The sequence below is a fragment of the Mucilaginibacter sp. Mucisp73 genome (genome assembly GCF_059491465.1).
Window position 1 is genome coordinate 184,593 of record NZ_CP168507.1, and the last position, 23,514, is coordinate 208,106.

General features: G+C 42.7%; 17 protein-coding genes and 1 tRNA gene. 7 read left to right on the forward strand and 11 right to left on the reverse strand.

Going from position 1 to position 23,514, the window contains the following annotated elements:
• Positions 1-58 precede the first annotated feature (58 nt).
• From ACEN82_RS00770 to ACEN82_RS00785, 4 genes are read right to left on the reverse strand one after another with little or no spacing between them, the layout of a single operon-like run.
• A complete protein-coding gene (locus ACEN82_RS00770; protein WP_413319554.1) occupies positions 59-1,765 on the reverse strand; it encodes a RagB/SusD family nutrient uptake outer membrane protein in 1,707 nt (568 codons plus the stop codon).
• Positions 1,766-1,783: 18 nt separating this feature from the next.
• On the reverse strand, positions 1,784-4,924 hold the full coding sequence (locus ACEN82_RS00775; protein WP_413319552.1) for a SusC/RagA family TonB-linked outer membrane protein: 3,141 nt from the start codon (positions 4,922-4,924) through the stop codon (positions 1,784-1,786).
• A gap of 29 nt (positions 4,925-4,953) precedes the next feature.
• Positions 4,954-5,865, reverse strand: a complete 912-nt coding sequence (locus ACEN82_RS00780; protein ID WP_274990103.1) for a carbohydrate kinase family protein — start codon at positions 5,863-5,865, stop codon at positions 4,954-4,956.
• A gap of 12 nt (positions 5,866-5,877) precedes the next feature.
• Positions 5,878-7,203, reverse strand: coding sequence for a sugar porter family MFS transporter (locus ACEN82_RS00785; RefSeq protein WP_413319550.1), 1,326 nt, complete (start codon positions 7,201-7,203; stop codon positions 5,878-5,880).
• A gap of 355 nt (positions 7,204-7,558) precedes the next feature.
• Here ACEN82_RS00785 and ACEN82_RS00790 point away from each other — a divergent pair, with 355 nt between their 5' ends.
• Together ACEN82_RS00790 and ACEN82_RS00795 are read left to right on the forward strand one after the other, a co-directional pair.
• Entirely contained in the window at positions 7,559-10,345 is a 2,787-nt protein-coding gene (locus tag ACEN82_RS00790; protein ID WP_413319548.1) for a hybrid sensor histidine kinase/response regulator transcription factor, read from the forward strand.
• A 214-nt stretch (positions 10,346-10,559) separates the two neighbouring features.
• Positions 10,560-12,575 (forward strand): PAS domain S-box protein, encoded by a 2,016-nt coding sequence (locus ACEN82_RS00795; RefSeq protein ID WP_413319546.1) that lies wholly within the window; start codon positions 10,560-10,562, stop codon positions 12,573-12,575.
• Between the two features lie 161 nt (positions 12,576-12,736).
• On the opposite strand, the gene ACEN82_RS00800 is transcribed toward ACEN82_RS00795, so the two are convergent.
• From ACEN82_RS00800 to ACEN82_RS00815, 4 genes are all read right to left on the reverse strand, one after another.
• Positions 12,737-13,513: a CHAD domain-containing protein gene (locus ACEN82_RS00800; RefSeq protein WP_413319544.1), complete on the reverse strand. Its 777-nt coding sequence runs from the start codon at positions 13,511-13,513 to the stop codon at positions 12,737-12,739.
• Between the two features lie 193 nt (positions 13,514-13,706).
• Positions 13,707-14,459, reverse strand: a complete 753-nt coding sequence (locus tag ACEN82_RS00805) for a hypothetical protein (RefSeq protein WP_413319542.1) — start codon at positions 14,457-14,459, stop codon at positions 13,707-13,709.
• Positions 14,460-14,627: 168 nt separating this feature from the next.
• Positions 14,628-15,413, reverse strand: a complete 786-nt coding sequence (locus ACEN82_RS00810; protein ID WP_413319540.1) for a hypothetical protein — start codon at positions 15,411-15,413, stop codon at positions 14,628-14,630.
• A gap of 350 nt (positions 15,414-15,763) precedes the next feature.
• Positions 15,764-15,836 (reverse strand) — tRNA-Phe (locus ACEN82_RS00815).
• Between the two features lie 206 nt (positions 15,837-16,042).
• Here ACEN82_RS00815 and ACEN82_RS00820 point away from each other — a divergent pair.
• A complete protein-coding gene (locus ACEN82_RS00820) occupies positions 16,043-17,344 on the forward strand; it encodes a 4Fe-4S dicluster domain-containing protein (protein ID WP_413319538.1) in 1,302 nt (433 codons plus the stop codon).
• Between the two features lie 56 nt (positions 17,345-17,400).
• The gene (locus ACEN82_RS00825; protein WP_413319536.1) at positions 17,401-18,204 is read left to right on the forward strand and encodes a (Fe-S)-binding protein; all 804 of its coding nucleotides are present in this window, start codon (positions 17,401-17,403) and stop codon (positions 18,202-18,204) included.
• Here the strand turns inward: ACEN82_RS00825 and ACEN82_RS00830 are convergent.
• Entirely contained in the window at positions 18,199-18,681 is a 483-nt protein-coding gene (locus ACEN82_RS00830; RefSeq protein WP_413319534.1) for a hypothetical protein, read from the reverse strand. The two genes, ACEN82_RS00825 and ACEN82_RS00830, sit on opposite strands and share 6 nt — an antisense overlap.
• A gap of 45 nt (positions 18,682-18,726) precedes the next feature.
• Here ACEN82_RS00830 and ACEN82_RS00835 point away from each other — a divergent pair, with 45 nt between their 5' ends.
• Together ACEN82_RS00835 and ACEN82_RS00840 are read left to right on the forward strand one after the other, a co-directional pair.
• Positions 18,727-19,212, forward strand: a complete 486-nt coding sequence (locus ACEN82_RS00835) for an ABC transporter ATPase (RefSeq protein WP_274990090.1) — start codon at positions 18,727-18,729, stop codon at positions 19,210-19,212.
• Positions 19,213-19,327: 115 nt separating this feature from the next.
• A complete protein-coding gene (locus tag ACEN82_RS00840) occupies positions 19,328-19,726 on the forward strand; it encodes an SPW repeat domain-containing protein (RefSeq protein ID WP_090529500.1) in 399 nt (132 codons plus the stop codon).
• Between the two features lie 59 nt (positions 19,727-19,785).
• Here ACEN82_RS00840 and ACEN82_RS00845 read toward each other — a convergent pair whose 3' ends face one another.
• Both ACEN82_RS00845 and ACEN82_RS00850 read right to left on the reverse strand, forming a co-directional pair.
• Positions 19,786-20,472 carry a PAS domain-containing protein gene (locus tag ACEN82_RS00845; RefSeq protein WP_413319531.1) on the reverse strand — a complete coding sequence of 229 codons (687 nt, stop codon included), beginning with the start codon at positions 20,470-20,472 and terminating at the stop codon, positions 19,786-19,788.
• 86 nt (positions 20,473-20,558) lie between these two features.
• Positions 20,559-21,815 carry a BamA/TamA family outer membrane protein gene (locus ACEN82_RS00850; protein WP_413319529.1) on the reverse strand — a complete coding sequence of 419 codons (1,257 nt, stop codon included), beginning with the start codon at positions 21,813-21,815 and terminating at the stop codon, positions 20,559-20,561.
• Positions 21,816-22,008: 193 nt separating this feature from the next.
• On the opposite strand from ACEN82_RS00850, the gene ACEN82_RS00855 reads away from it, so the two are divergent.
• Positions 22,009-23,433, forward strand: coding sequence for a S41 family peptidase (locus ACEN82_RS00855; RefSeq protein WP_413319527.1), 1,425 nt, complete (start codon positions 22,009-22,011; stop codon positions 23,431-23,433).
• Positions 23,434-23,514 lie beyond the last annotated feature (81 nt).

Genomic DNA, 23,514 nt, shown 5'->3' on the forward strand with positions numbered 1-23,514 from the left:
TAAAAAAGGGAATCCCGGCCTGATAATTCAGGCCAGGTTTCCGTTGTTTAATTATAGTTTAATAGCCAGGGTTTTGTTTATATAAACCGTTGGTGAAGGTAATCTCTGATTGCGGAATCGGGAGGTATTCATCTCTTCCGGCAGTAAATTTAGCCGTTGCTAAAAATGGTCTCCTAACTTTTTCAACGTTAATGTAGTCGTTTAAAGTTTTTTCTGCAATTCCCCATCTAACTAAATCAAAGAAACGTGCCCCTTCGGTAGCAAATTCCAATCGCCTTTCCCATTGTAAAGCCTTGCGGGCATAGTCTTGTGTCCAGTTTGCCGGGTTATAGGGTTTTACATTGTAGGATGAAGGGAAAGTTCCATCCAGCTTTTTAAGCCGCCCTGTACTGGCTGCCGCCCTGTTCCTGATTTGGTTAATTAATGGCAGCGCACTTGCCTGTTGCCCTAACTCAATATAAGCTTCGGCCTGCATTAATAAAACGTCATCATACCTGATGATATCATAATTTTTTGCCGAGCCCATAAATGGTCCCAGTTTAAAATAAGATGCGCTTGTAGCTAACTGCTGGTTACGCATGGTATGAAAGTTGCCATAAACTCCCGGGTCGCGCACCCAGCTATTACTAAATGGTTTGGTATTATCATATTTATACGGATGCCCGTCTATACCAACAGTATGGTCTAACCTGGTATCTACAGTAACTTTCGACAGATCGGCTATGCTGTTATTGAATGTATCAAAGTTAGGTAAACCATTGGCATCAGTGGTATAGGCATTTACTAAATTCTGACTTGCAGCATGGAACCCGCAGCAGCCGTATTGAGGCGCCCCGTGCGGATAGTTTAAGCCATCTTCAAAATTTAAACGTCCGGCAGTTGTGCCATCATTGATTGTAAATTGTATGGCAAATACCGATTCCGGTCCGTTCTCTGTTTCGGGTAAAAAGTTATCAGCAATATCTGCACTTAAGGAATATTTACCGGATGCGATAACTGCTTGTGTAAGCGTAACAACTTCCTGTAACCTTGTTTTATTGATATTGATCACATGGTGTTTATCATCCTGTTCATAGGCCTGGTACAATCTTAATTTGGCTAAATAAGCCTGAGCGTTTAATTTATTGGCCCTGGCCAGATCGGGTTGCGTAGTTGGTAAATTATCAACTGCATATTGAAAATCAGCGGCAATTTTATTCCATGAATCGTCATTTGATAAAGTATTTGAAACCTTCAGGATGTCGGCAGCAGTTGCGGTTTCGTCAAAAATGGGGATGTTTTTGTACAGCAATTTCATGGTAAAATAGCTATGTGCCCGTAAAAACCTCAGTTCGGCCAAACGGATCTTTTTGTTTGGGAATTCAGCATCCGAAAGGGAGTTAACTGCCCTAATCGCCACATTTGCCCTTGAAATAGATTTAAACAAATTTTTCCAGGTGCGTGACACAAACGAATCCATCGAGGGCGTTACCAGGTTGTAATGTTCCAAAGCGTCAACTTCGCCAACATCGCCTGTACCGCCGCCGCCCTTATAAGCGTCATCTGAACGAACGCTGCCATAAGCCCAGTCGCTGTATATAGGCCCTATCATATCACCGTTTCCAATAGCTGCATAGGCCGCGGTTACCAAGCCTTCAACTGCGGTTGGCGACTTTAAATCTGAAGAAGATAATACACCCTTTGGAGTATAATCTAATGCTTTTTTACAGGAGCTAAAAATTATTAGCCCCGATAAAATAGTTGTTACTAATATTTTCGATTTCATATTGAATGATTTTTATTGTTAAAAGGATGCATTGACGCCAAAACTGAAGATCCGCGGAATTGGGATGGGGTTGAGGTCAATCCGCTCTGGATCAGGGCTTAGGTACTTACTGCTTTTTACAGTAAATATGTTTTCGGCCATGGCAAACACCCTTAGCCTGGTAAATACAGCTTTAGGTAAAATGGTATATCCAAGTTGAAGGTTCCTTAATTTGAAATAAGACGTGTTTACAATGAAATAATCAGAAGTACGGCCTTCGTTGTTATTGTCTTTTAGTGTTAATGCCGGTACGTTAGTATTGGTATGCTGTGGTGTCCAGCCATCAAATACACCCGGCCCTACATTTTCCCGGCTATGCATCAAATTGTTATACAGGGTATATACGTCAAATCCCTTTCGGCCGGCAACACCCGATCCGAATATAGATAGGTCGAATTTTTTATAGGTGAGATCAATTCTTGCGCCGTACTCTAAGGCCGGTAGTGTAGTACCTATCCAGGTTTGATCGTTGGCATCAATTTTTCCGTCGTGATTAATATCAACATAACGGATTCTGCCCGGCCCGGCACCGATTTGCGTTGGGGCAGCATCAACTTCGGCCTGCGATTGGAAAAGGCCATTGGTTTTATAACCAAATATGTCAAACTGTGAATGTCCTATGATGGTATTATCTATATTGCCCGGGTAGGCTGGTCTAACGTTCTCCGGTAAATCGGTGATCTTATCCCTGAAATGAGAGAAGTTTAAAGTTACATTGTAATTAAAATCTCCTGACCGTTGGCCGTGATAGGTTACTAAAAACTCCCAGCCTCTATTGGTTTTTGAAGCACCGTTAACGGTTTTAGACTGCCCTTCGCCCAATGCCGATGCAACGGGAGGCGTAATCAGGATGCCGGTGGTTTTTCTGGTAAAATAATCAAATGAACCGGAGATCTTACCGTTTAATATAGCAAAGTCCAACCCGGTATTCAATTCGTCGGTTGTTTCCCATTTAAGAGCAGGGTTTTCCGCCTGGGTTTGAACAAAGCCCGATGGCAACGAACCTGTGTTAGCTCCGGATAATGAATATGCAGTGCCCACATTCATATATTGCTCCCAAAAGCCTGGCGTAAGCTGGTTTTGGGTAGTGCCATAGCGTGTATTGTAAAGCGCGTAACGCGACAGGTCGCCGATTTCCTGGTTGCCTACCCGGCCTATGCCTGCCCTTAATTTCAGTTCAGAAAAAAGGGCGCCGTTTTTCATGAAATTTTCCTGGTCTATTTTCCAGCCGAGAGATGCAGATGGGAAGATACCATATTGGTTATTAGCACCAAACCTTGATGAACCGTCGCGACGAACGGTAGCCGACACTAAATATTTGCCTGCATAATTGTAATCAAAGCGGCCAAACTGCGAAAACAAACTATTACCTGTTGATCTGCCGGTAACAATAGTATTTCCTGTGCCGGCATCTAAGGTAAAGTAGTCTTCCGTTTGGATAGCGTATCCTTGTTTTAGGGTAGTTTGAAAATCAGTAAAGGTTTTAATATACTCTGTACCAACTAATATTTTAAAATGATGCTTGCTATTCAAATCATAGCTGTACCTCAAAGTGTTAGAAAGCGTGGTGCTCAGGTAATGGTTCTGATCAAAGAACAGGCTGTTGGTAGTACGGTTCAATGCACCCTCCGAAAAAGTTGGTGTAATTACCTTGCTCAGGTAGTCTGCATTATCTGCACCATAATTTGACCGGAAGTATAAATTCTTAATGGGCTGTACTTCTAAAAATACGTTGCCGAATGTGTTTAACCTGTTGGCGTTATTCCATTTGGCAAGGTCCTGCATGTGCAGTGGGTTGTTCCTGTCAGAGTAACCAGCCCCCGATTCGCCGGCGTAGGTTACACCATCTTTTTGATAAACGGGGATAGTGGGCGCCAGCGTAACTGCCAGAAATGGGGTCGAGGCACCACCCAGATCGTTAGTGGTAAGGGTTTCGTTTGAGTTAGTGATTTTTATATTGACGCCAAAGGAAACTTTGCCATCAAAAGGCCGTGTTATGGCATTAATGCTACCTGTGGTGCGTCCGTACTTGGTAAAGCGTACAAGGCCGGTATTCTTGATGTTCCCAAAATTTATCTGGATAGAAGAGTTTTTATTACCTACCGAAGCCGTAAAATCATTATTGTAGACAAAAGCTGTTTTATATAACACGCTTTGCCAGTCGGTATCGCCGGCGGGAGTGTTGGGGTCGCCGCCTACAAACGGTTTAGGCGTAACGCTGTTTAAAACAGGGTTGCTGAAATTATTATTCCAATCAAAGTTATAGATCTCGCCATAACCTGCGGCGGGGTCCTGCCCATCGTTAACTGAAGCTTGCCACAGGGCCCTACCTCTGTCTACAGAGTTCAGCATTTTAAACCTTAACGATTTTTCGGACTGGATTGAAGTACTGTTATTAAACTGAAACTGTACCTTACCCTCGGTGTTGCCGCCATTTTTTGTGGTAACGATAACAACGCCGTTAGACGCGCGTGAACCATAAATTGATTCGGATGAAGCATCCTTCAGTACCTGAACCGACGCTATATTTGAAGGCGACAGGTTTTGAAATACCTCCGGCCTGGTGGTAGGGATTCCATCAATAATATACAGCGGGTTGTTATTGCCTAAAGTATTGGCCCCCCTGATCAGGATCCTGCTGGTTGCCCCATTTGCCGAGCCATCTTTTTCAATATATAAACCCGCAACCCGACCCTGTAATGCCTGCATGGTATTTCCCGAACTATTGTTTTTTACCGGCGCTAAATCAACAACCGCAACCGCGCCTGTTAAATCTTTCTTTCTTTCAGAAGTGTAACCGGTTACAACTACTTCATTCAGCTTGTTTTCCGCGTCTTTAAATACTACGTCAAGTGTTTTGGTATCCGCAGTAATAGTAACCAGTATTGGTTTGGCGCCTACATAAGAAAACCGCACTGATTGACCATTTTTTACATTGATGCTGAACTTTCCGTTTGCATCTGATAGTGTTGATTTTTGGGTTTCAACAACCACTATAGTAACTCCATCTATAGGTTTCGAGGAGTTATCTAACACAGTCCCGGTAATGGTACGGGATTGCGCATATCCTTCACTTATGAGCAGTATAAGAAAGGAACAAATAAGTAATAATTTTCTCATTGATTTTTGTTTAAGAGTAATTGGTTTGGTTAAAACATCTTGTTTATAAAGTCTTGGTATTCTTTGATTTTATAATCCGGACAACCTCCTTTCTTCGTTGCAATGAAGCCGCCCATCGCTATTGCATTTTTTAGTAAAATTTCTGGTGATTCGCCACGGTAATGGTTGGCTATGAATGCCGCTAAAAAGGAATCGCCGCTCCCTATGGTATCCCTTACTTTCACCTCACGCCCGGCAATGTGATAGGCTTTATCTTCTTTATAATAAGAAGCGCCGAATTCGCCTTTGGTAACTATGATCTCAGGGATGTTAAAATGATCCTGAATAAATTTGATCTGTTCCGATTCCTTCCAGAATGAACCCCTGAACAGGCCCTGCACCATTTCAAGCTCGGCCTGGTTAAATTTTACAATGTTGGCTTTGTGCAACAGGTCGGCCAGCAGATCGCGGCTTATAAAAGGCGGTCTTAAATTAATGTCGAATACTTTAATAGCATCGCTTTCCAGCAGCTCAAACAAGGTGTTGCGCGATACGTTGTTCCTTGACGCAAGGCTACCGAAAACGAAATAGGTTGACGGCCTGATCTGTGTTTTAATATGCTCGCTGTCATTAATAAAATCCCAGGCTACAGGAAAAATAATCTCGTAGGATACCTCGTTGCCATTATTCATTTTGGCTATCACCTGGCTGGTTGGGTGTTCGGAATCTGTTTGCAGCAGGTGTTTTTTTATGCCCCAGTCGTCGAGCAGGTTTTCAAGCTTTTGACCATCGGCGTCATTACCAATTTTACTTACCAGGCTGGTGGGTATACCCAGTTTATTAAGATGGTATGAAACATTCAGCAAAGCACCTCCGGGTTGGGGGCCATCCGGCAAAACATCCCAAAGTATCTCGCCATAGCAAATGGCCGGCGTTATGGTATTTGTGTGTAGGTTCATCATAGCAGATCTTGATTAATGCATTACCATGTTAGTTTCAATTTGCTCCAGCGATCTGCCTTTGGTTTCGGGCATCAACCTCCACACAAAAATTAGCTGGCATATCATCATGGTGCCGAAAAAGGAAAATGTTATTGTGCCGCCAAGCTTTTCGGCGAAATACGGAAAGGAGAAAGCGATCAATGCAGCCATGATCCAGTGGGTTGAGCTGCCCAATGTTTGGCCCTTGGCACGTACCTGGTTTGGAAATATTTCCGAAATAAATACCCAGATAACGGCGCCCTGCGAAAACGCAAAGAATGCAATGAACAGCATCATATAAGCGGGAACGGCAAAGCCGCTCATGTTTCCGGAGTAAAAGGTGTAGGCTACCAGGAACAGGGAAATGATCAGACCAACCGAACCAATGAGCATCAGGATCCGGCGGCCTACTTTATCAATAATATTAATAGCAGCAAGGGTGAACACAAAGTTGATTGCTCCAAGGCCCACTGTTGACAATAACGATGAATGGGCTCCAAGGCCTGCCATTTCAAATATGCGGGGTGCATAATAAATAATAGCATTGATACCCGAAACCTGGTTGAAAAAGGCGAACAGCACAGCTAATATTATAGGTGTTTTATATTGACCCGAGAAGAGGTTGCCGTCGGAAGCAGTATCATTTAAAGTTGAGTGTTTGATAGATGCCAGCTCCTGTTCACAGTTAAGCGGATTAATGATCCGTAAGATCCCGAGGGCCTTTTCCATTTCGCCCTTTTTAAGAATAAGCCAGCGCGGGCTTTCAGGTATAAAGTAGATCAGTATTAAAAACAGAGCCGAAGGGAAAGCCTGTACGCCAAGCATCCATCGCCATGAAGTTTCGCCAACCTGGCTGATAAGGTAGTTGGACAGATATGATATCAGAATGCCCAGCACCACGTTAAACTGAAACAGGCCCACCAGCCTGCCCCGGCGGTCAGCAGGTGAAACTTCTGAAATATAGATAGGTGCTGTAACTGATGAGATACCAACACCAAGACCGCCCAGTAACCTGAAAACCAGAAATACATACCAGCTATCGGCCAGTGCAGTGCCCAATGATGATAGTAAATACGCCGCAGCTACAAAGTAAAGCGTGTTTTTACGGCCAAACAGATCTGAAGGCCGGGCTCCTAACAATGACCCGATGACTGTTCCTATTAGTGCGATAGAAATCGTGAACCCATGCTCCACTACGGATAGGTGCCAGAATTGCTGGATAGATTTTTCAGCGCCCGATATTACAGCGGTATCAAACCCGAAAAGGAAGCCACCAAGGGCCACGACCATGGACCAGGCCAGGACGGAGTGTTTTCTCATAATAATTATAAAAGGTGTTATATTGGATTTATTGAGGCCAAAGTAGGGTAATGGGCCATGTGAGGGTTATTGATTTTGTATCAATAAAGTATAAAAATCAATCTTGTTTTATCTTGTTGGTTTTCAGTTAGATAAAATAAAAAATGCGAAATTTGAAATGGAAATATTCGTTTATGTTACCTGTTACTTTCAATTTGGTTACATCACTCCGGTTGTGAGGTAGGTTGCCCGGCCCTATAAATTTGTTTTTCAGGAACGTTTATAGATATCTTTACTTTGTTTAATCCTGAAACGGAAAAAATAAACCAATAATTAATCCTGTTTATTACCTTTTTCTTCCAAATAATCTGAGCTTATGACCTTGCTTAATAAATGGCATGCAAAAAACATACGGACCGGTATCCTGCTGATCGGTTTTATCATGCTTATTGCTGCCGGTTGTAAGCGGGCTGATAAAACATCACAGTATACGATAGGGTTTTCGCAATGTATTGGTTCTGATCTCTGGCGTCGCACGATGCTTGATGAAATGAGGATGGAACTTTCATTACACCCCGACGCCCAGTTTATTTATGCCGATGCGGACGGTAACAGCAGCAAACAGGTTGAACAGGTAAAGAAAATGCTGGATGATGGTGTCGATCTATTGATCATATCACCCAATGAAGCGCAGCCCCTCACCGGGATAGTGGAGCAAACGTACAATAAAGGGATCCCGGTGATTGTGATCGACCGTAAAACGTCATCAGCTTTATATACAGCTTATGTTGGTGCGGATAATTACCAGATAGGTAAAATGGCGGGTGAATATGCAGGTGCCCTTTTAAAAGGCAGGGGGAACGTTATAGAAGTTATGGGGCTGCCCGGCTCGTCTCCGGCTATTGAAAGAGACCGCGGCTTTTCCGACGGGTTAAGGAGATACGCTGATATTAATATCAGCGACAGGATATATGGCGATTGGTTAAAGGATAGCGCTAAAAAGCAATTGACCAGGATAGCGCCTGTTATAAAAAATGCGGATGTAATATTTGCACATAACGACGTAATGGCCCTCGGGACGAGAGAGGTGCTTGACAAATTTAAAATTCATGGCACCAAAGTATTGGGAGTTGATGCCTTGCCCGGACATGGAGGTGGCTTGCAAATGGTAGCTTCAAAAACTATCAATGCCAGTATGCTATATCCTACAGGGGGTAAAGAAGCAATTATGACCGCTTTCAGGATCCTGAATAAAGAGTCGTTTGCAAGGGAAAACCTGCTACAGTCGGTTGTTATTGACTCTGCCAATGTACAGTTAATGAAAATGCAATGGAGCAAGATCAGCAGTCAGCAGAAAGATATTGAACGGCAACGATCATTACTGACGGAGCAGCGTGAGGTGTACAACAGCCAGCAATTGGTTTTAAACGTAATTGTAATGTCGCTGGTGTTAGCTATCGTTTTTGGCGGTCTTGCATTTTACTGGCTCATGGAAAACCGGAAGATCAACAAAAGCCTGGAGGTGAAAAATAATGAAATTCTGCAGCAGCGTAACCAGCTGATCGAGATGTCGGCAAAAGCTGAAGTAGCTACGGAGGCCAAATTGCAATTTTTCACTAATATTTCTCACGAATTCCGTACTCCGCTCACGCTTATCCTCTCGCCGGTAGAAGATATGATGAGTAATGAAAAGCTAAACCTGGTTGCAGGGAAAAGTCTGAAACTGATCCATAAAAACGTATACCGTTTGCTGCGCCTGGTTAACCAATTGATCGAGTACCGCAAAATAGAATATGATAAACAACAGATCAATGTATCGCCCAATAATATTGTTGAGTTTGCCCGGGAGATCATCACCAGCTTTCAGGAAAATGCCCAGAAGCGTAACATCAGTCTGAGCCTGGTAAGCGATGAGCAACAGATAATGGTTTGGTATGATGTTAACCTGTTAGATAAGGTGTTTTTTAACATCATAGCTAACGCGCTGAAATTTACCAACGACAATGGCCGTATCCAGGTTAGTTTCAAAAACAGAGATGATAACTCCGTTGATATTGCCATCCAGGATAACGGGATCGGTATGGAGCCGCAGGACACTGCCCACGTATTTGAGCAGTTTTACCAGGCCGAAAACAGCTCTTCGGGAGGATCCGGATTAGGGCTTGCACTGTCAAAAGAAATCGTGTCCCTGCATCATGGCAGTATCGAAGTTAAGAGTAAAAAATGGGAAGGAACTACTTTTACCATTAACCTGCTGTTAGGAAATAGTCATTTTGGCCAAACTTTGCAGGAGCATATCAACACAAAACAAACAGATCTTGAAGAGCGGGCAAAAATTTATGTTACAGACCTTGCTGCACCTGTTACATTAACGGATGAAGGGCAAATATTCGGCACGCCCAGGGAGCAATCTGTATTGATCATCGAAGATAATAAGGACCTGCTGAACTACCTGTGTGAAAAATTAGGAACTACTTATGAGATATTTACAGCGGATAATGGCACAAGCGGATTAAATGAAACCTTTGAGCGTGTTCCGGACCTGATCATATCTGATGTGGTGCTGCCGGGGATGTCTGGCAAAACGTTAACAGTTAAACTAAAAACTGATGTCCGTACCTCGCACATCCCTATTATTCTTTTAACGGCACAAGGCAGTGTTGAACAACAGATAGATGGGATTACCTGCATGGCCGATGCCTACATTGTTAAGCCGTTTAACTTTGATTATTTACTCGCTACCGTGAAGAATTTGATCAAAAGCCGGGCAACACTTAAAGAACATTTTACCAGTGATGTAAGTAAATCAACTGTGCCTGTCTCAAAAGCCCTCGACAAAAAATTCCTGAATGATTTTGCCGGTATTGTAGAACAGAATTTAGCGAATGAGAACTTTAGCGTTGATGAGATCTGTAAACTGATAGGTGTTTCAAGGATCCAGCTTTACCGAAAGGTTAAAGCGTTGCTTGGCTGCAGCATCTCTGATTACATATTAAACCGCCGGTTAAAAAAAGCGAAATATTTGTTAATGAATGAAGGGTATCCGATATCCGAAATAACCTATATGGTGGGTTTCTCTACACCAAACTATTTCTCCACGGTTTTTAAAACAAAATATGGCTGCACGCCAAGTGAATACAAACGCAAGCAACAGCATTCATAAGTTTTATTTTCTGATCATTAACGAAGGAATAAACGTTAGCTATTGTATAACAAAGTAACATAGCATGCACGGTGCTTAAAACTTTTTTTGCCAATCCCTGTTACTCCTGCATCGAAACAGCCTGTTGAGTTTTCAATGATTGGATAAGATGTATAAACCACACATCTTAATAAAACCGGATATTTACTAACAGGGCAAAAGAAGATAGCTTTTCATGAAAAATAACTTATTACCTGACCTCTTCACCTTAACCGCCATTTTTGAAGGAATGGAAGATGCGGTATTGAGCCATGATCTTGACTATATTATTTTAAACTGCAATCCGGCTGCTGAAAAGATGTTTGGCTGCCCGGCCCCGGTGTTATTAGGGCAGAACATCCTTACCCTGATCCCCGAAAGCGTTCGTCGGGAACAACTGGCTATTCTTGAACGTGTATGGTCTGGTGAAAGAATAAATCACTTATATACTGTCCGCAGCAGTAAGCTACAGATTGATTTTCCGGTGTCACTTACTATTTCGCCAATAAGGGATGAACAGGGGGAGGTAATTGGAGCATCTCACATTATGCGTGATGTGACCCACGAACGAGAGACAGAAGAGAAACGGGGCATGCTGGCTGCAATTGTTGAAAATTCTGATGATGCCATTATTAGCAAAACCCTTAACGGGATCATCACTACCTGGAACGGTGGTGCCGAAAAGATATTTGGTTACCAGGAAAGAGAGACTATCGGTAAACATATATCTATTCTTATTCCTCGCGACAGGCTGTCCGAAGAAGATGTTATCATTGAAAACATCAGGAGCGGTAACAAAGTTGATCATTTCCAGACCGTTAGACTGCACAAAAATGGGAGCGCCATTGACATATCCCTTACTGTTTCACCGGTAAAGGACCGGCATGGAACCATTATTGGCGCATCAAAGATTGCCAGGGATATTACAGCCGCAAAGAAAGCCGAAACGGCTATCCGACACCAGGCGGAAAAATTGAAGATCCTGAATACTATAGGGAAAGTCATTTCGGAGAAACTTGATACCGAATCAATCCTGCAAAAAGTAACGGATGCCACTACACAAATTACCGGTGCCGCTTTTGGCGCATTTTTTTATAATACCATAAATCAGGACGGCGAAGCCTATATGTTGTACTCTTTGTCGGGCGCGCCAAAAGAGGCATTTGAAAATTTCGGAATGCCCCGGAATACGGCAGTTTTCCATCGCACATTTAGCGGGGAAGGCGTACTAAGGGTAGATGATATAACGAAAGACCCCAGATATGGACAAAATGCACCGCATTTTGGAATGCCCGGGGGGCATCTGCCGGTAGTAAGCTACCTGGCCGTGCCGGTTATAAGCAGTTCAGGCAATGTTATTGGTGGCTTATTCTTTGGTCACCCGGAAGCCGGAGTCTTCATGCAAGAGCATGAAGACATCGTGGTTAGCCTGGCTTCCCAGGCGGCAGTGGCACTCGATAATTCCAGGCTGTTTACAGAAGTAAAGGAGCTGAGTCAGAAAAAAGATGAATTTATCGCTTTGGCTTCCCATGAATTGAAAACACCTCTCACTTCTATGAGCGGTTTTTTACAATTGCTGGAACGAAAGGTAATTGATGTAAACCGGCCTTTTGTTGCAAAAGCAATAACCCAGTTAAAAAAGCTGAATGCCCTGATCAATGACTTGTTTGATATCTCAAAAATACAATCCGGAAAATTGCAGTTTTATTTTGAAGAATTTGATTTTACGGGGCTTATCAAAGAAAACCTTGAAGCTATCCGGGAAGGATACACATCACATGAAATTTATTTTGACGAAAGCGGAGAAATGATTTTAGAAGGGGATAAAATGAGGCTGGATCAGGTGCTAACCAACCTGGTCACCAACGCGATCAAATATTCGCCGGAATCTGATAGAATTGAGGTATCAGCAAAAAGGTCAGAAACGGAAATTCAGGTATCTGTTAAAGATTATGGTATGGGTATCAATGAGGAAAATATCAGCCACATATTCAGCCAGTTTTATCGTGCAAAAGATGTAAACAGGAGCATTACTGGCCTTGGCTTGGGGTTATACATTACCAAAGAGATCATTGAACGGCATGGGGGCCGCATTTGGGTAGAAAGTGAGCCCCGCATGGGATCGACTTTTTTCTTCGTGTTACCGCTAAAAAAACTAAGCAGTATTAATGCCCGGCTCCATAAAAACGGAGAAGAAAGATACCGAAGTTAAAGTTTTTCCGTTCCGGCATCAGACTTTGCGCACAATATACACCAGCCGGCTACACCAGCGATTTCTTAAGCCATTTGTATATGCCAGTAGAAGCCCGAGCTTTATAAGCGTTCTATAATAGATAATTCGAATTTGTATTTTTTCACATCGTTACGCTATAGTTAAATTACGGCCGGAGGGCTTGCCTGTTCGCGGAAATTCCGGGTGAGCCTGGTGAGTTGTCTTTTAAGCACGGTGGCCTGTTTCTTTAGTCCTTTGAGTGTCTCTTTGCTGTTCGGGGTATCCGCAGTGGTTAAAAGAAGTGCGATGGCCAGTTCATTGTCATGCCAATCGCCGATGGCTGCTTGTACCTGGTCAAGATAAGGTTCATTAAAAGGGAGGTCCAGTTCCGGGCGGGCCAGAGGGTAATTATAAAGCAGTACCTTCAGTTGTTTACGGCAGGTATGCAATTCCTCATTAAAACGGGGAGGGTTTATGGTTGTAGCAATGATTTTCAGTTGTTGCCTGTAATACAAGGAGAGATGATGTTTACTGATCGGCCTGATCCGCTTCAGCAGGCTGCGGCGTGTTTTTCGGAGCCAGGCGCTGTGCTGATCCTTATCGGCGTTAAATCTCCGGGTGGTGATTTTCATGATCTGCTGTTGCTCCCGGATAAAATCGGTGTTTTCACCAACTGCCTTGCCCAGTTCCTGGTTTATATAAGCATTCCTGATTTCGCCGGCCTGCTTAAATATCTTACGAACAGGTTTGAAGCGTTTCTCCAGCACAATATTCTCTGCCGCGCTGTCTCCTAAGATCAAAAGCGCCCGCAGTTTTTTTACCCCGGTGCGAAAACGATGCAAATCTTCCTGTTCGTCATTTTTGACAAAAGAGCGGAGATGGCGTTTCATGGTTCGCCATGTTTTAATTATATACTTCTTTTCCGTTTTCTTTTTCATACCGGTTGGCATATTGTTGTCGAAGCCTTGCTGATATCCTCAAAAAAGGGTGGCGCATATTCAAAAATACGGCTAAAGCGACAAATCTGGTCCAAAAAAAGGATCTAATTACCCCAATATTATTACATACAAATCGCCGGCTACACAACACCCATGGACAGGCAATGAGAAAATAGCATATCCATATCCTTGCTCACCTGCTATGTTTTGCATTGCCCACGCCTGATGTCTGGATAGTTTTACCCGGAGCTTTATCATACTGAACCAGGCAACTGTCCAGTGGTTTGCCCAGGTTGTGTACACAGTCGCAAAAAACTTTACAAGCCTCCGGCTTGGCATTTCCAGCACACCCATTGTTGCATTCCATTAATGAATTGCCCGGTCGGATATCATATACGAACTGGTTAATTACTATTACTGCGGCTATTGTTGCAAAAACGCCTCCAAAAAACATGAACGGAAACTTGTTACTTCGTATTTCAGGTTGCGTTGTATGGCTGTTTTTTTGCTTGAATGGCAAAATGAATTTTAAACGGTCATAATCCCACCCCAGCAAATATAAGTTGGCAAGTACCATTAAGGTGGTGATGCGGGTGCCTTCAAACCTGACGGCGTAGGCCAGTATGCAGATGTTCAGTATAATCGGAAAATAGATTAACGCCCCGAGGAGCCGGGTACGGGGAATCAATAACAGGATAGCTGCTGCAACCTGCAGAACACCAATAAAAGTGTAATAATAACCTGTATGGTGCAACGCTTCTAAATAATGGCCCATCGGTTGATTGGTCGACAAACCGCTGGCGAACCGCTCACCCATAATTTTAACGCTACCGGCGATAAAAAAACCGCCCGCCAGCACTATCCTGTTAAATACAGCGAAAAGCCGCATCCATTTATTTCCTTTTGCCTGGTAATGCAATTGGTCGAGTGTGGTAGAAATGGGCATGTTTACCTGTAATTTATGTTCATAAAAGCACTTTGAAATACAAAGTTATTGAAAATAGATTGATATTTGCAAGAAGCAAAAAATCCTCTTAGCGTTAACTTAGAGGATTTCTTTTTCTGTGGTACCAACAGGGATCGAACCAGTGACGCAAGATTAAATAAAGAATTTTTATTTGACTCGCCTGTAGATTTCTACAGATTGGCCATTTGTAGCACTATTAATCACCTGGGTATATTGGTCATGGCCATTCATCGTAACTTTAACAGTAAATTTATTACCCTGAAGAAGCCTGTAATTTGATATTTGCTCTTCTTCCCTAAGCGTATCATTACTAAAAGTAAATACCCCGGTGCCAAACCCATTTTTAAAGATGGTTTTTTCCTTATTTTGAGCGAGCCTGTGGACGAAAATAAAATGCCCTCCCCAGAATATTTTATACTGCGTTACGTCAGTTGGGATTGTGTCTTTGCCTTTTATTGTATAGGTTCTTTCCATTTTCCACAAGCCGTCAAGCACTGAGCTATCCGCCGACGGGAATTTTTTATAATCTTCCTTCAATGCATATTTTACACCTTTTACCGTGGCAAAGTCGGGGATGACTTGGGTATAACCATCAGGTTTTTTTGTAACCTCAAGATTATACGTTAGGGATGAGTCGAGCGCTCTGCTGGTGTAAATACTATGTTCCTTAAGTCGGTTGGCCGAGTCAAGTGTATAAGTGCCCACACCAAACCCAACAGATGAATCAGGAACTATACTGGCGTATAAATAATTATGATCTGTGTAGATTTTAATTTGCGTTCGTTTAATAACAGAATCTTTGCCTCCTCGATCAAGCACTTGTTTTTCAAGTTCATATACACCCGAAAGGCCTGCCTCGGACGACTTCTCTTTTTTCTTGCATCCAAAGATCAAGAAGCTAAATAAAGCTGCGAAAACTAAAATCTTATTCATAATGCTTAAGGTTTAATATGATATAAGGCTTTATTTCGTCTGGTAGCGGTTTTTATTTGGCGGGCGACGACTTCTTAGTAAAAAGAGCCAGGTAAGGACAAAATAATGCCTAAAATTTTATCACCATAAATAATGCAATTGGTTACATAAACTTACAAATAATATATATCATAAACAATTTGTTAGTGAATTATTAAAAGCTTGTTAATGAATTATTTAAAAAGGAATAAGACCGTTTAATTAAATACGGAGCAATGAAAATGTGAATCAATATTTAGTCAGAGAGAAAAGATGCCTTTAAATGCAAAAAAAGGTCATTTCCTTATCGAAAAATGACCTTTTTATTGCTGTGGTACCAACTGGGATCGAACCAGTGACACAAGGATTTTCAGTCCTTTGCTCTACCATCTGAGCTATGGTACCAAACCGTTCCCGTGTTTGGGGAGTGCAAATGTAGCCTTTTTTTTATGTTTGAAAACTTTTTTTTGAAAAAAGTTTCTGTTCGCCTGCTGGTTTTAAATAATTGTGCAGGTAATCAGCTAATTAATTTTCAAATACTTTTTCAATCCCAAAACATTTCGCGCTTTAAACAATTCATTTAACTTTGAGAAAAATACTATGCACGCATAATGATTGCTCAGCTTATATTTATTATCATCCTGGCGGTTGCCGTTTACTTCTTCGGCAAGAACGTGTCTAAAATCAGGCGCAATATTTTGCTGGGTAAAGACACTGATCGTAACGACCAGCCGGCTTTGCGTTGGAAAGTAATGGCCAAAATTGCCCTTGGGCAAACCAAAATGGTTAAACGCCCCGTAGCGGCGGTAATGCACTTTTTTATTTATATTGGTTTTATTATCATCAATCTTGAAGTGCTGGAGATCATGATTGATGGGATCTTTGGCTCGCACCGCATCTTTTCACATCCTCTTGGTGGTTTGTATGGTTTTTTAATAGGCGGTTTCGAGATGCTTGCAGTATTGGTACTTACGGCATGTATCGTTTTCCTGTGCAGGCGCAATGTTGTGCATCTGAAACGCTTTACGGGGACAGAAATGACTAAATGGCCAAAATCCGATGCGAATTACATCCTCATTACTGAAATATTGCTCATGACCGCTTTCCTGACCATGAATGCGGCCGATTATAAATTACAATTACTACATTTTGGTCATTACGTTACAGCCGGAAGCTTTCCGGTGAGTTCATTGCTGGCACCGTTACTGCCTGGTAGCGCTTCGGCATTGGTAATTACCGAGCGTGTTTGCTGGTGGTTTCATATTGTAGGAATCTTGTGTTTCTTAAATTACCTGCCATATTCAAAGCATTTTCATATCCTGTTGGCTTTCCCCAATACGTACTATTCAAACTTGAACCCTAAAGGGAAATTTACCAATATGGCATCGGTTACTAATGAGGTCAAAGCCATGCTCGATCCATCATTCGTTCCCGAAAATAATGGCGAGCCCGCCCGTTTTGGTGCAAAGGATGTAACCGACCTTACCTGGAAAAACCTGATGGAGGCATATACCTGTACCGAATGCGGCAGGTGCACCTCGGTTTGCCCGGCTAACATTACCGGCAAACTGCTGTCGCCGCGCAAGATCATGATGGATACCCGCGACCGGATTACGGAAGTCGGCAATAACATTGATAAGCACGGTAAAGACCATCAGGATGATAAATCATTGCTTGACAATTACATTACCCGCGAAGAGCTTTGGGCCTGTACCAGTTGTAACGCTTGTGTAGAAGCTTGCCCGGTAAACATTAATCCGCTGGAGATCATAACAGAAATGCGCCGTTATATTGTAATGGAAGAATCGCAGGCCCCGGCAAGTTTAAATAATATGTTCGGTAACGTAGAAAACAACGGCGCCCCATGGAAATACAGCCAGGCCGACAGGTTTAACTGGGCGGAGGAACAGTAGGCAGTTAGCAGTTTTTAGTTAACAGTTTGCTTTTTAAATTCAAATTTAAATCCGAAATGGAAAATTCGAAATCCGAAATAAAGATACCTACCATGGCCGAAATGGCTGCACAGGGTAAGGAGCCTGAAATTTTGTTTTGGGTAGGATGTGCCGGTAGCTTTGATGAGCGTGCCCGGAAAATTACCCGGGATATCTGTAAGATATTGCAGCATGTGGGTATTAGCTACGCAGTGTTAGGTACAGAAGAAAATTGCACCGGCGACCCTGCCAAGCGTGCGGGAAATGAATTCCTGTTTCAGATGCAGGCCATGATGAACATCCAGGTGCTGGATGGTTATAACATTAAAAAAATAGTTACCGGTTGCCCGCATTGTTTTAATACCATAAAAAATGAGTATCCCGGCCTGGGCGGCAATTATGAGGTGATCCATCACACGCAACTTATTCAACAGTTAATTGATGCCGGTAAGCTGAAAGCCGAAGGTGGCGAAAGTTTTAAGGGGAAAAGGATCACTTATCATGACCCCTGTTATTTGGGCCGGGGAAATGATGTTTACGAGGCTCCGCGCGCGGCGTTAGAGATACTGGATACCGAATTGGTAGAAATGAAACGCTGCAAATCAAACGGGCTGTGCTGTGGTGCGGGCGGCGCGCAAATGTTTAAGGAACCTGAACCAGGCAAAAAGGATATCAATATAGAGCGTATTGCCGATGTTATAGAAGCCAAAGCACAGGTGGTAGCCGCTGCCTGTCCGTTTTGTATGACCATGCTTACTGATGGCGTAAAAAACCAGGATAAGGAACAGGAGATAAAGGTGTTGGATATTGCCGAGATCACGGTTAGGGCTAACGGGTTATAAACTTTTTGTCCTGAAATAATGCAAAGCATTCTTCAGGCTATCAAATTTGGTGGCGCTCATGTTATGTACCGGTAAATCAAATGTAGTAGCCATTGAGTCGATATTGCCATTAGGGTCTTCGTAGGTTTGTACAATAATATCATCGGTTTGGGTATTGAATTTTACTGCACCTGTGGTGTCGCTGCCCACATAATCAACATTGGTTAAACGGTGCAGGTTAAAGGAAAAATATTCCTGTTTACCGTGTTGATAAGTTTTCCTCAAACGTAAAAAATAGTCGTTGGTAAGGGTAATCTCCCACTTTTTGAGGTTGATATCAGGCGCGGGGTTAAATGAGGTGTTGAGGCACTTGTTACTCCAGTTTAACCATTCCTGTTCGCTCATTTCGGCTTTAAAACCGTAATTTAGCGCAATAAGGGCTAAAATTGATGTAATGAGCGCAGTTTTTCCAATTGATGGCAGAATTGATATTTTCATGACAACAAAATGTAACCCGAAGTTAATAAATTGATATTTTTGGAAATGAAATTTTCTCCACAGTCAAGAGTTTGGATCTATCAGTCGGACAGGAAATTAACTGATCTGGAAGTGCAGCAGATCCAGCCTGAGCTGGACAGGTTTACCACCAACTGGACAGCACACAATAACCAGCTAAAAGCCAAAGGTGAGGTAAGGTATAACCGTTTTTTTATATTGATTGTTGATGAAAGCCAGGCAGGTGCAAGTGGGTGCTCTATCGATAAATCGGTTCATTTTATGCAGCAGGTGCAGCAGCATTTAGGGATTAATCTTTTCGACAGGTTTAATTTGGCTTATCGCGAGGGTGAGGAAGTGCTTTCGTTACCACGGCATGATTTTGAGGCTAAACTAAAAGAGGGCAGCATTAATAAGGAAACAGTTGTTTATAATAACCTGGTTCAAAATTTGACCGAGCTTGAAACTAAATGGGAGGTGCCGTTTAAAGATAGCTGGCATATTCAGTTATTTCGCGACCTCGTAGCTAATTGATTGCCACGCAATTCAATTTTTTAAAATTTACTGTGCTTAAGCCGTGCAAATGTTTACCTTTGGCACAGAATTTAGATATAAATCATTTTACTGATACTTTATAAATAAGCTAAAAATGAAAGGCTTCATCTCAACAAAAACTTACGGATTTTTAAACTACGTTGTAGCCCTGTTAATGATTTCATCATTATGGACGTTTGATACACTTCATGTTGGCGGTGCTGCTTTGTTCCTGCCTTTGATCATTGGTTGGTTACAGCTTATCATGGCTATCTTTGCTAAAAACGAAATGGGCTTTATCAAGCAATTCCCGATGGTTATGCATAATGTTGGTGATGTAATTATGGGATCATTTTTATTTTGCTCACCATGGGTTTATGCTTTTTCTGATAAATTGGTAGCTCCGCAATTGATTTTTGGTGCCTACCTTTTAATTGTAGGTTGCTTTACCAAAGGCTCACCATTTATTAACCCACAGGTAGAAGAAGATCACGGCGTAAGCTACAATGCTTAATTCTTTTTCCCGAAAAGATATAAAACAAAAGAGGTGTTCATTTGAGCACCTCTTTTGTTTTATATGCCAAGCTCTTTTGATCGCTGTTCTTCCCGTTGATTACGCATGATTTTAGTGAAACCACGATGATTGTGCTGTTCATCAAACAGCGGGAAAACCAGCCCGCTGCCCCAAAAGCGTGTGCCGTCCTTGCGTACATGATAACGCTCATCGATAGCTCTGCCCCGGCTCAGCGCTTTTTTTAATTCGGCTTCGGGTTTACCTTCGGCAATATCTTCGGGAGTAAAAAAAATCCGGGCGCTTAGGCCTAATACTTCCTGTTCGGTGTAGCCAAGCACTTTTTGGGCACCGGTATTCCAGCTGTTAACGTCACCATTTTTATCTGTAGTGATCACCGCGTAATCTTCCAGGCTGTCCAACACCTGCCTGAAAAAGTCCTCGCTCATCCTAAAATAAGTGTCGTCGAAAAGGTCCTGGCTGGTTATAGTGTCACCAAAGGTTTGATATTCGATGAAAATACTGGTATTGTCGACACCACAAACCAGTTGCATGGGCTCGCGGGTGATGCGGTAAAAAGTTTCAAAGCCTGTTGGTAATTTATTTAATTCCGGTTTTTCTTTTATTGGTACAAGTGTTATGTCGACAGCCTCATCTTGCTGTTGGTTCAGGTTGATCTTTACCAATACATATTCGTAGCCTTTTTCAATCAGGTCGCCGAGTAGTTGTGAGGTTAACGGAGTGCGCATTTATGGTAGATTGCTTGTTCAGGCAATTTCAGCACAAAAATGACACCAATTATAACGGTATAACCATCATCGTAGCCTGCTTATAGTTAAAATACCTCGTTAAGTCCCAAAAAGAACCCACTTGAACCATAAGTTCCCCTGGCATAATCAATACATAGATTAGAGCGCGTGTATTTATTAAACAACAGTCGCAAGCCCACTCCGCCACCGGGCTCCCAATACCTGAATAGTTTTATGCGTTGCTGGTTGTTAGCCGTTTCGGCATTGACAAAGGCAACACCGCTGAGCAACTTATTGCTTGTTAGCGGAAAGCGGTATTCGGCCTCATTGTATACAAACGACATGCCTTTAAACCTACCTATAATAAATGCTCTGCCAATGCGGCCATAAGCATCGCTGCCGGTGCCGGGCAGTTCAAGGTAGGGCAGCGCGCCGCTTAACAGGTAGTTTGACCAATGCCACACGGCAAATACGTGTTCGGGATGGGTTGATGATAAGCTCCAGTACTTCCTGAACTCAAACTTTACCTGCATGGCATTGCGGTTGCTTCCCAGCCAGGTTTGGTTGTTCCGAAAAACTATATCGGCATAAATACCCCTGAACGGGCGGTTAGGCTGGTCGCGGTTATTGAACTGGAAATTGAACAACAAGCCATTAGCCTGGTACGAGTTAACAGGAAAGCCGTTACGGATACTATAGCGGTAGTTATGAGTTTTTGATATGGGGATATCCTTGCGGTCATCATCTATATGGCTGTAATAATTAAAGCTTAGCCCGGCACCTACATATATATGATGTGCCAGTTTACGGTAGATGCGCTCATTGGCTTTGATGTATACATAACGGATAGGGAAGGCATCCGGATTGTTTTCAAAGTGGGTATTATTCATGAAAAAGCTGCCTTCGCCAAAGCTGCGCCTGCCGGTGCCGAGGCCGTTGTCCATGGCAACGGTTTTCCCTATTTGTACAGTGCCCTGCAGGTTCCACTTGTTTTGAGCCGAAAAAGCGTTTTGTTTAAACTCAAAAGTAGAGAGCCCGCTTGTTGACAGGTAAAAGCCGGCATTAATTACCGAAAGTGTTGTAGTTGAAGGATCACCAAAGTATTTTCCTCCTGATGAGATAACCCCAACGGCAAAACCCACGCTTGGGTTGTAAGCTGCCGATGGTAATACCGACCAATAGGTACGATTTCGTAACTGTTCGGTAGCTGCGGCAGGTTTGCTGCTTTTGCCGCTGAATATGGAAGCTAAGATTCCATTGGCGTCTACCTGTGTTTGTAACGAATCAACCGGATCGGCCAGGGTTTGGGCAAACAACTTGCAGGTACTTAAAAGTACAATCAAGGTTAAGGTGAGCCGGTAAGCAGCGGGAGCCAATTATTCAGGAATTAATTAGTGTTCCTGCTAATATATTTATATCATCTGAATGTAAAAAACTTATTACAAATAAAAATTCCATAAGTGCCGGCCGTCTGACGAATGACTAATTACAAGCAATTAAGAAGCTGCTTGCAACCAATTTGCTATTTTGTGCATCATGTTTGATATGAAGCTGCCTTTACTCTTATTACTAATGATGGTGTTGCCTGTTGTTGGCTTATCTGCAAAAAAACGCGACACTGTTGCTACAGAAAAACACTACTCAAAACATCAGTTAGCAGAAGATGTAAAATACCTGGTTGCCACGGTTGCCGACGTGCATCCTGATATGTATCACAGCATAAGTAAGGCTTCCTATTCGCGGCTCACTGATAGCGTGCTTGCCGGCCTTCATGATGGTATGACAGCAAAAGAGGCGTGGCCAATTATGGCACGGCTGATAGGCGCATTGAATGAAGGGCATAGTGTGTTTAACTATCCCGAATCGTTAGTTGACGAATTGAAGGCTGGGGGAAATCTTTTATTTCCTGTACTGATAAGAGAGTTTAATGGCTCAGAGTTTATTGTGAGGCTTGATGCTTCCGCGGAAGATAAACTAAAGCCGGGCGATGCCATCATCAGCATTAATGGAATTACTACAGAGAAATTGATGGGTAAGCTGGGTGGTTATGCGGGCGGTCTGCCGGAATATAAAGCTCTTGATATCTGTCGTAACCTCATCGTGTATTTGCATCTGTATGGAGTAAACGGGCCATGGCATATCCGTTACCTGCGTAACAACCAGGTAGATAGTGCAGTAGTAAACCCGGTTTCATGGGCAGATTTCAGAAACAATATTGCTGCAAGAGCTAAAGACCTGCCTAAGATTAAACCAATTGCAGATCATCAATTTGATTTTTTGAATACGGATAAAGCTTATTTAGCATTGAATACACTTACAGCTGAACCGGCTGTATTTAAACGGTTTTTAGATTCGTGCTTTACTTCCATTAAAAACAAACAAGCCAAGGTGCTGATCATCGATTTGCGAAAAAATGGGGGAGGTAATTCGGCATTAGCCGAAATGTTATTAGGCTATATTACCGATAAGCCTTTCCGGATGGCAGGAGGTGTAAAGTGGAAAGTAAGCCAGGAGTACAAAGATCAGCTTAATGAAAAGTTAAAAGGAGAAGGGCCACAAAAGATGGCTTATTATTTTAATGCCATTAATGGTACTACTGTATCAAATAGCGGTGATAGGCCTGCCCGGCCAACGTTTAATGATTTGTTATTCAAAGGGAACGTTTTGGTGCTGATTGGCCCGCATACTTTTTCGAGTGCCAACATGCTGGCCAATACCATTCAGGATTATAAGCTGGCTACATTGGTCGGTGAACCATCAGGCGAACCGGCCAATGATTATGGTGAACTGATTTTTTTAAAACTGCCCAATACCGGATTTACGTTTACTACTTCAACCAAGCAATTTATCAGGGCCAGCGGCAATACTAATGATCAACACCCGGTAATGCCAGACTTTATGGTAAAGGATAACCCGCTAACACCTGCTGATGAGGCATTGGACCTTGCTTTAGCTAAGTAATTGGAGAACTGATTTAGTAGATTTAAGAAGGTAAAGCATCATACTCATAGAGCATTCCGGATGTGTTTTCTGTGTTAGGGA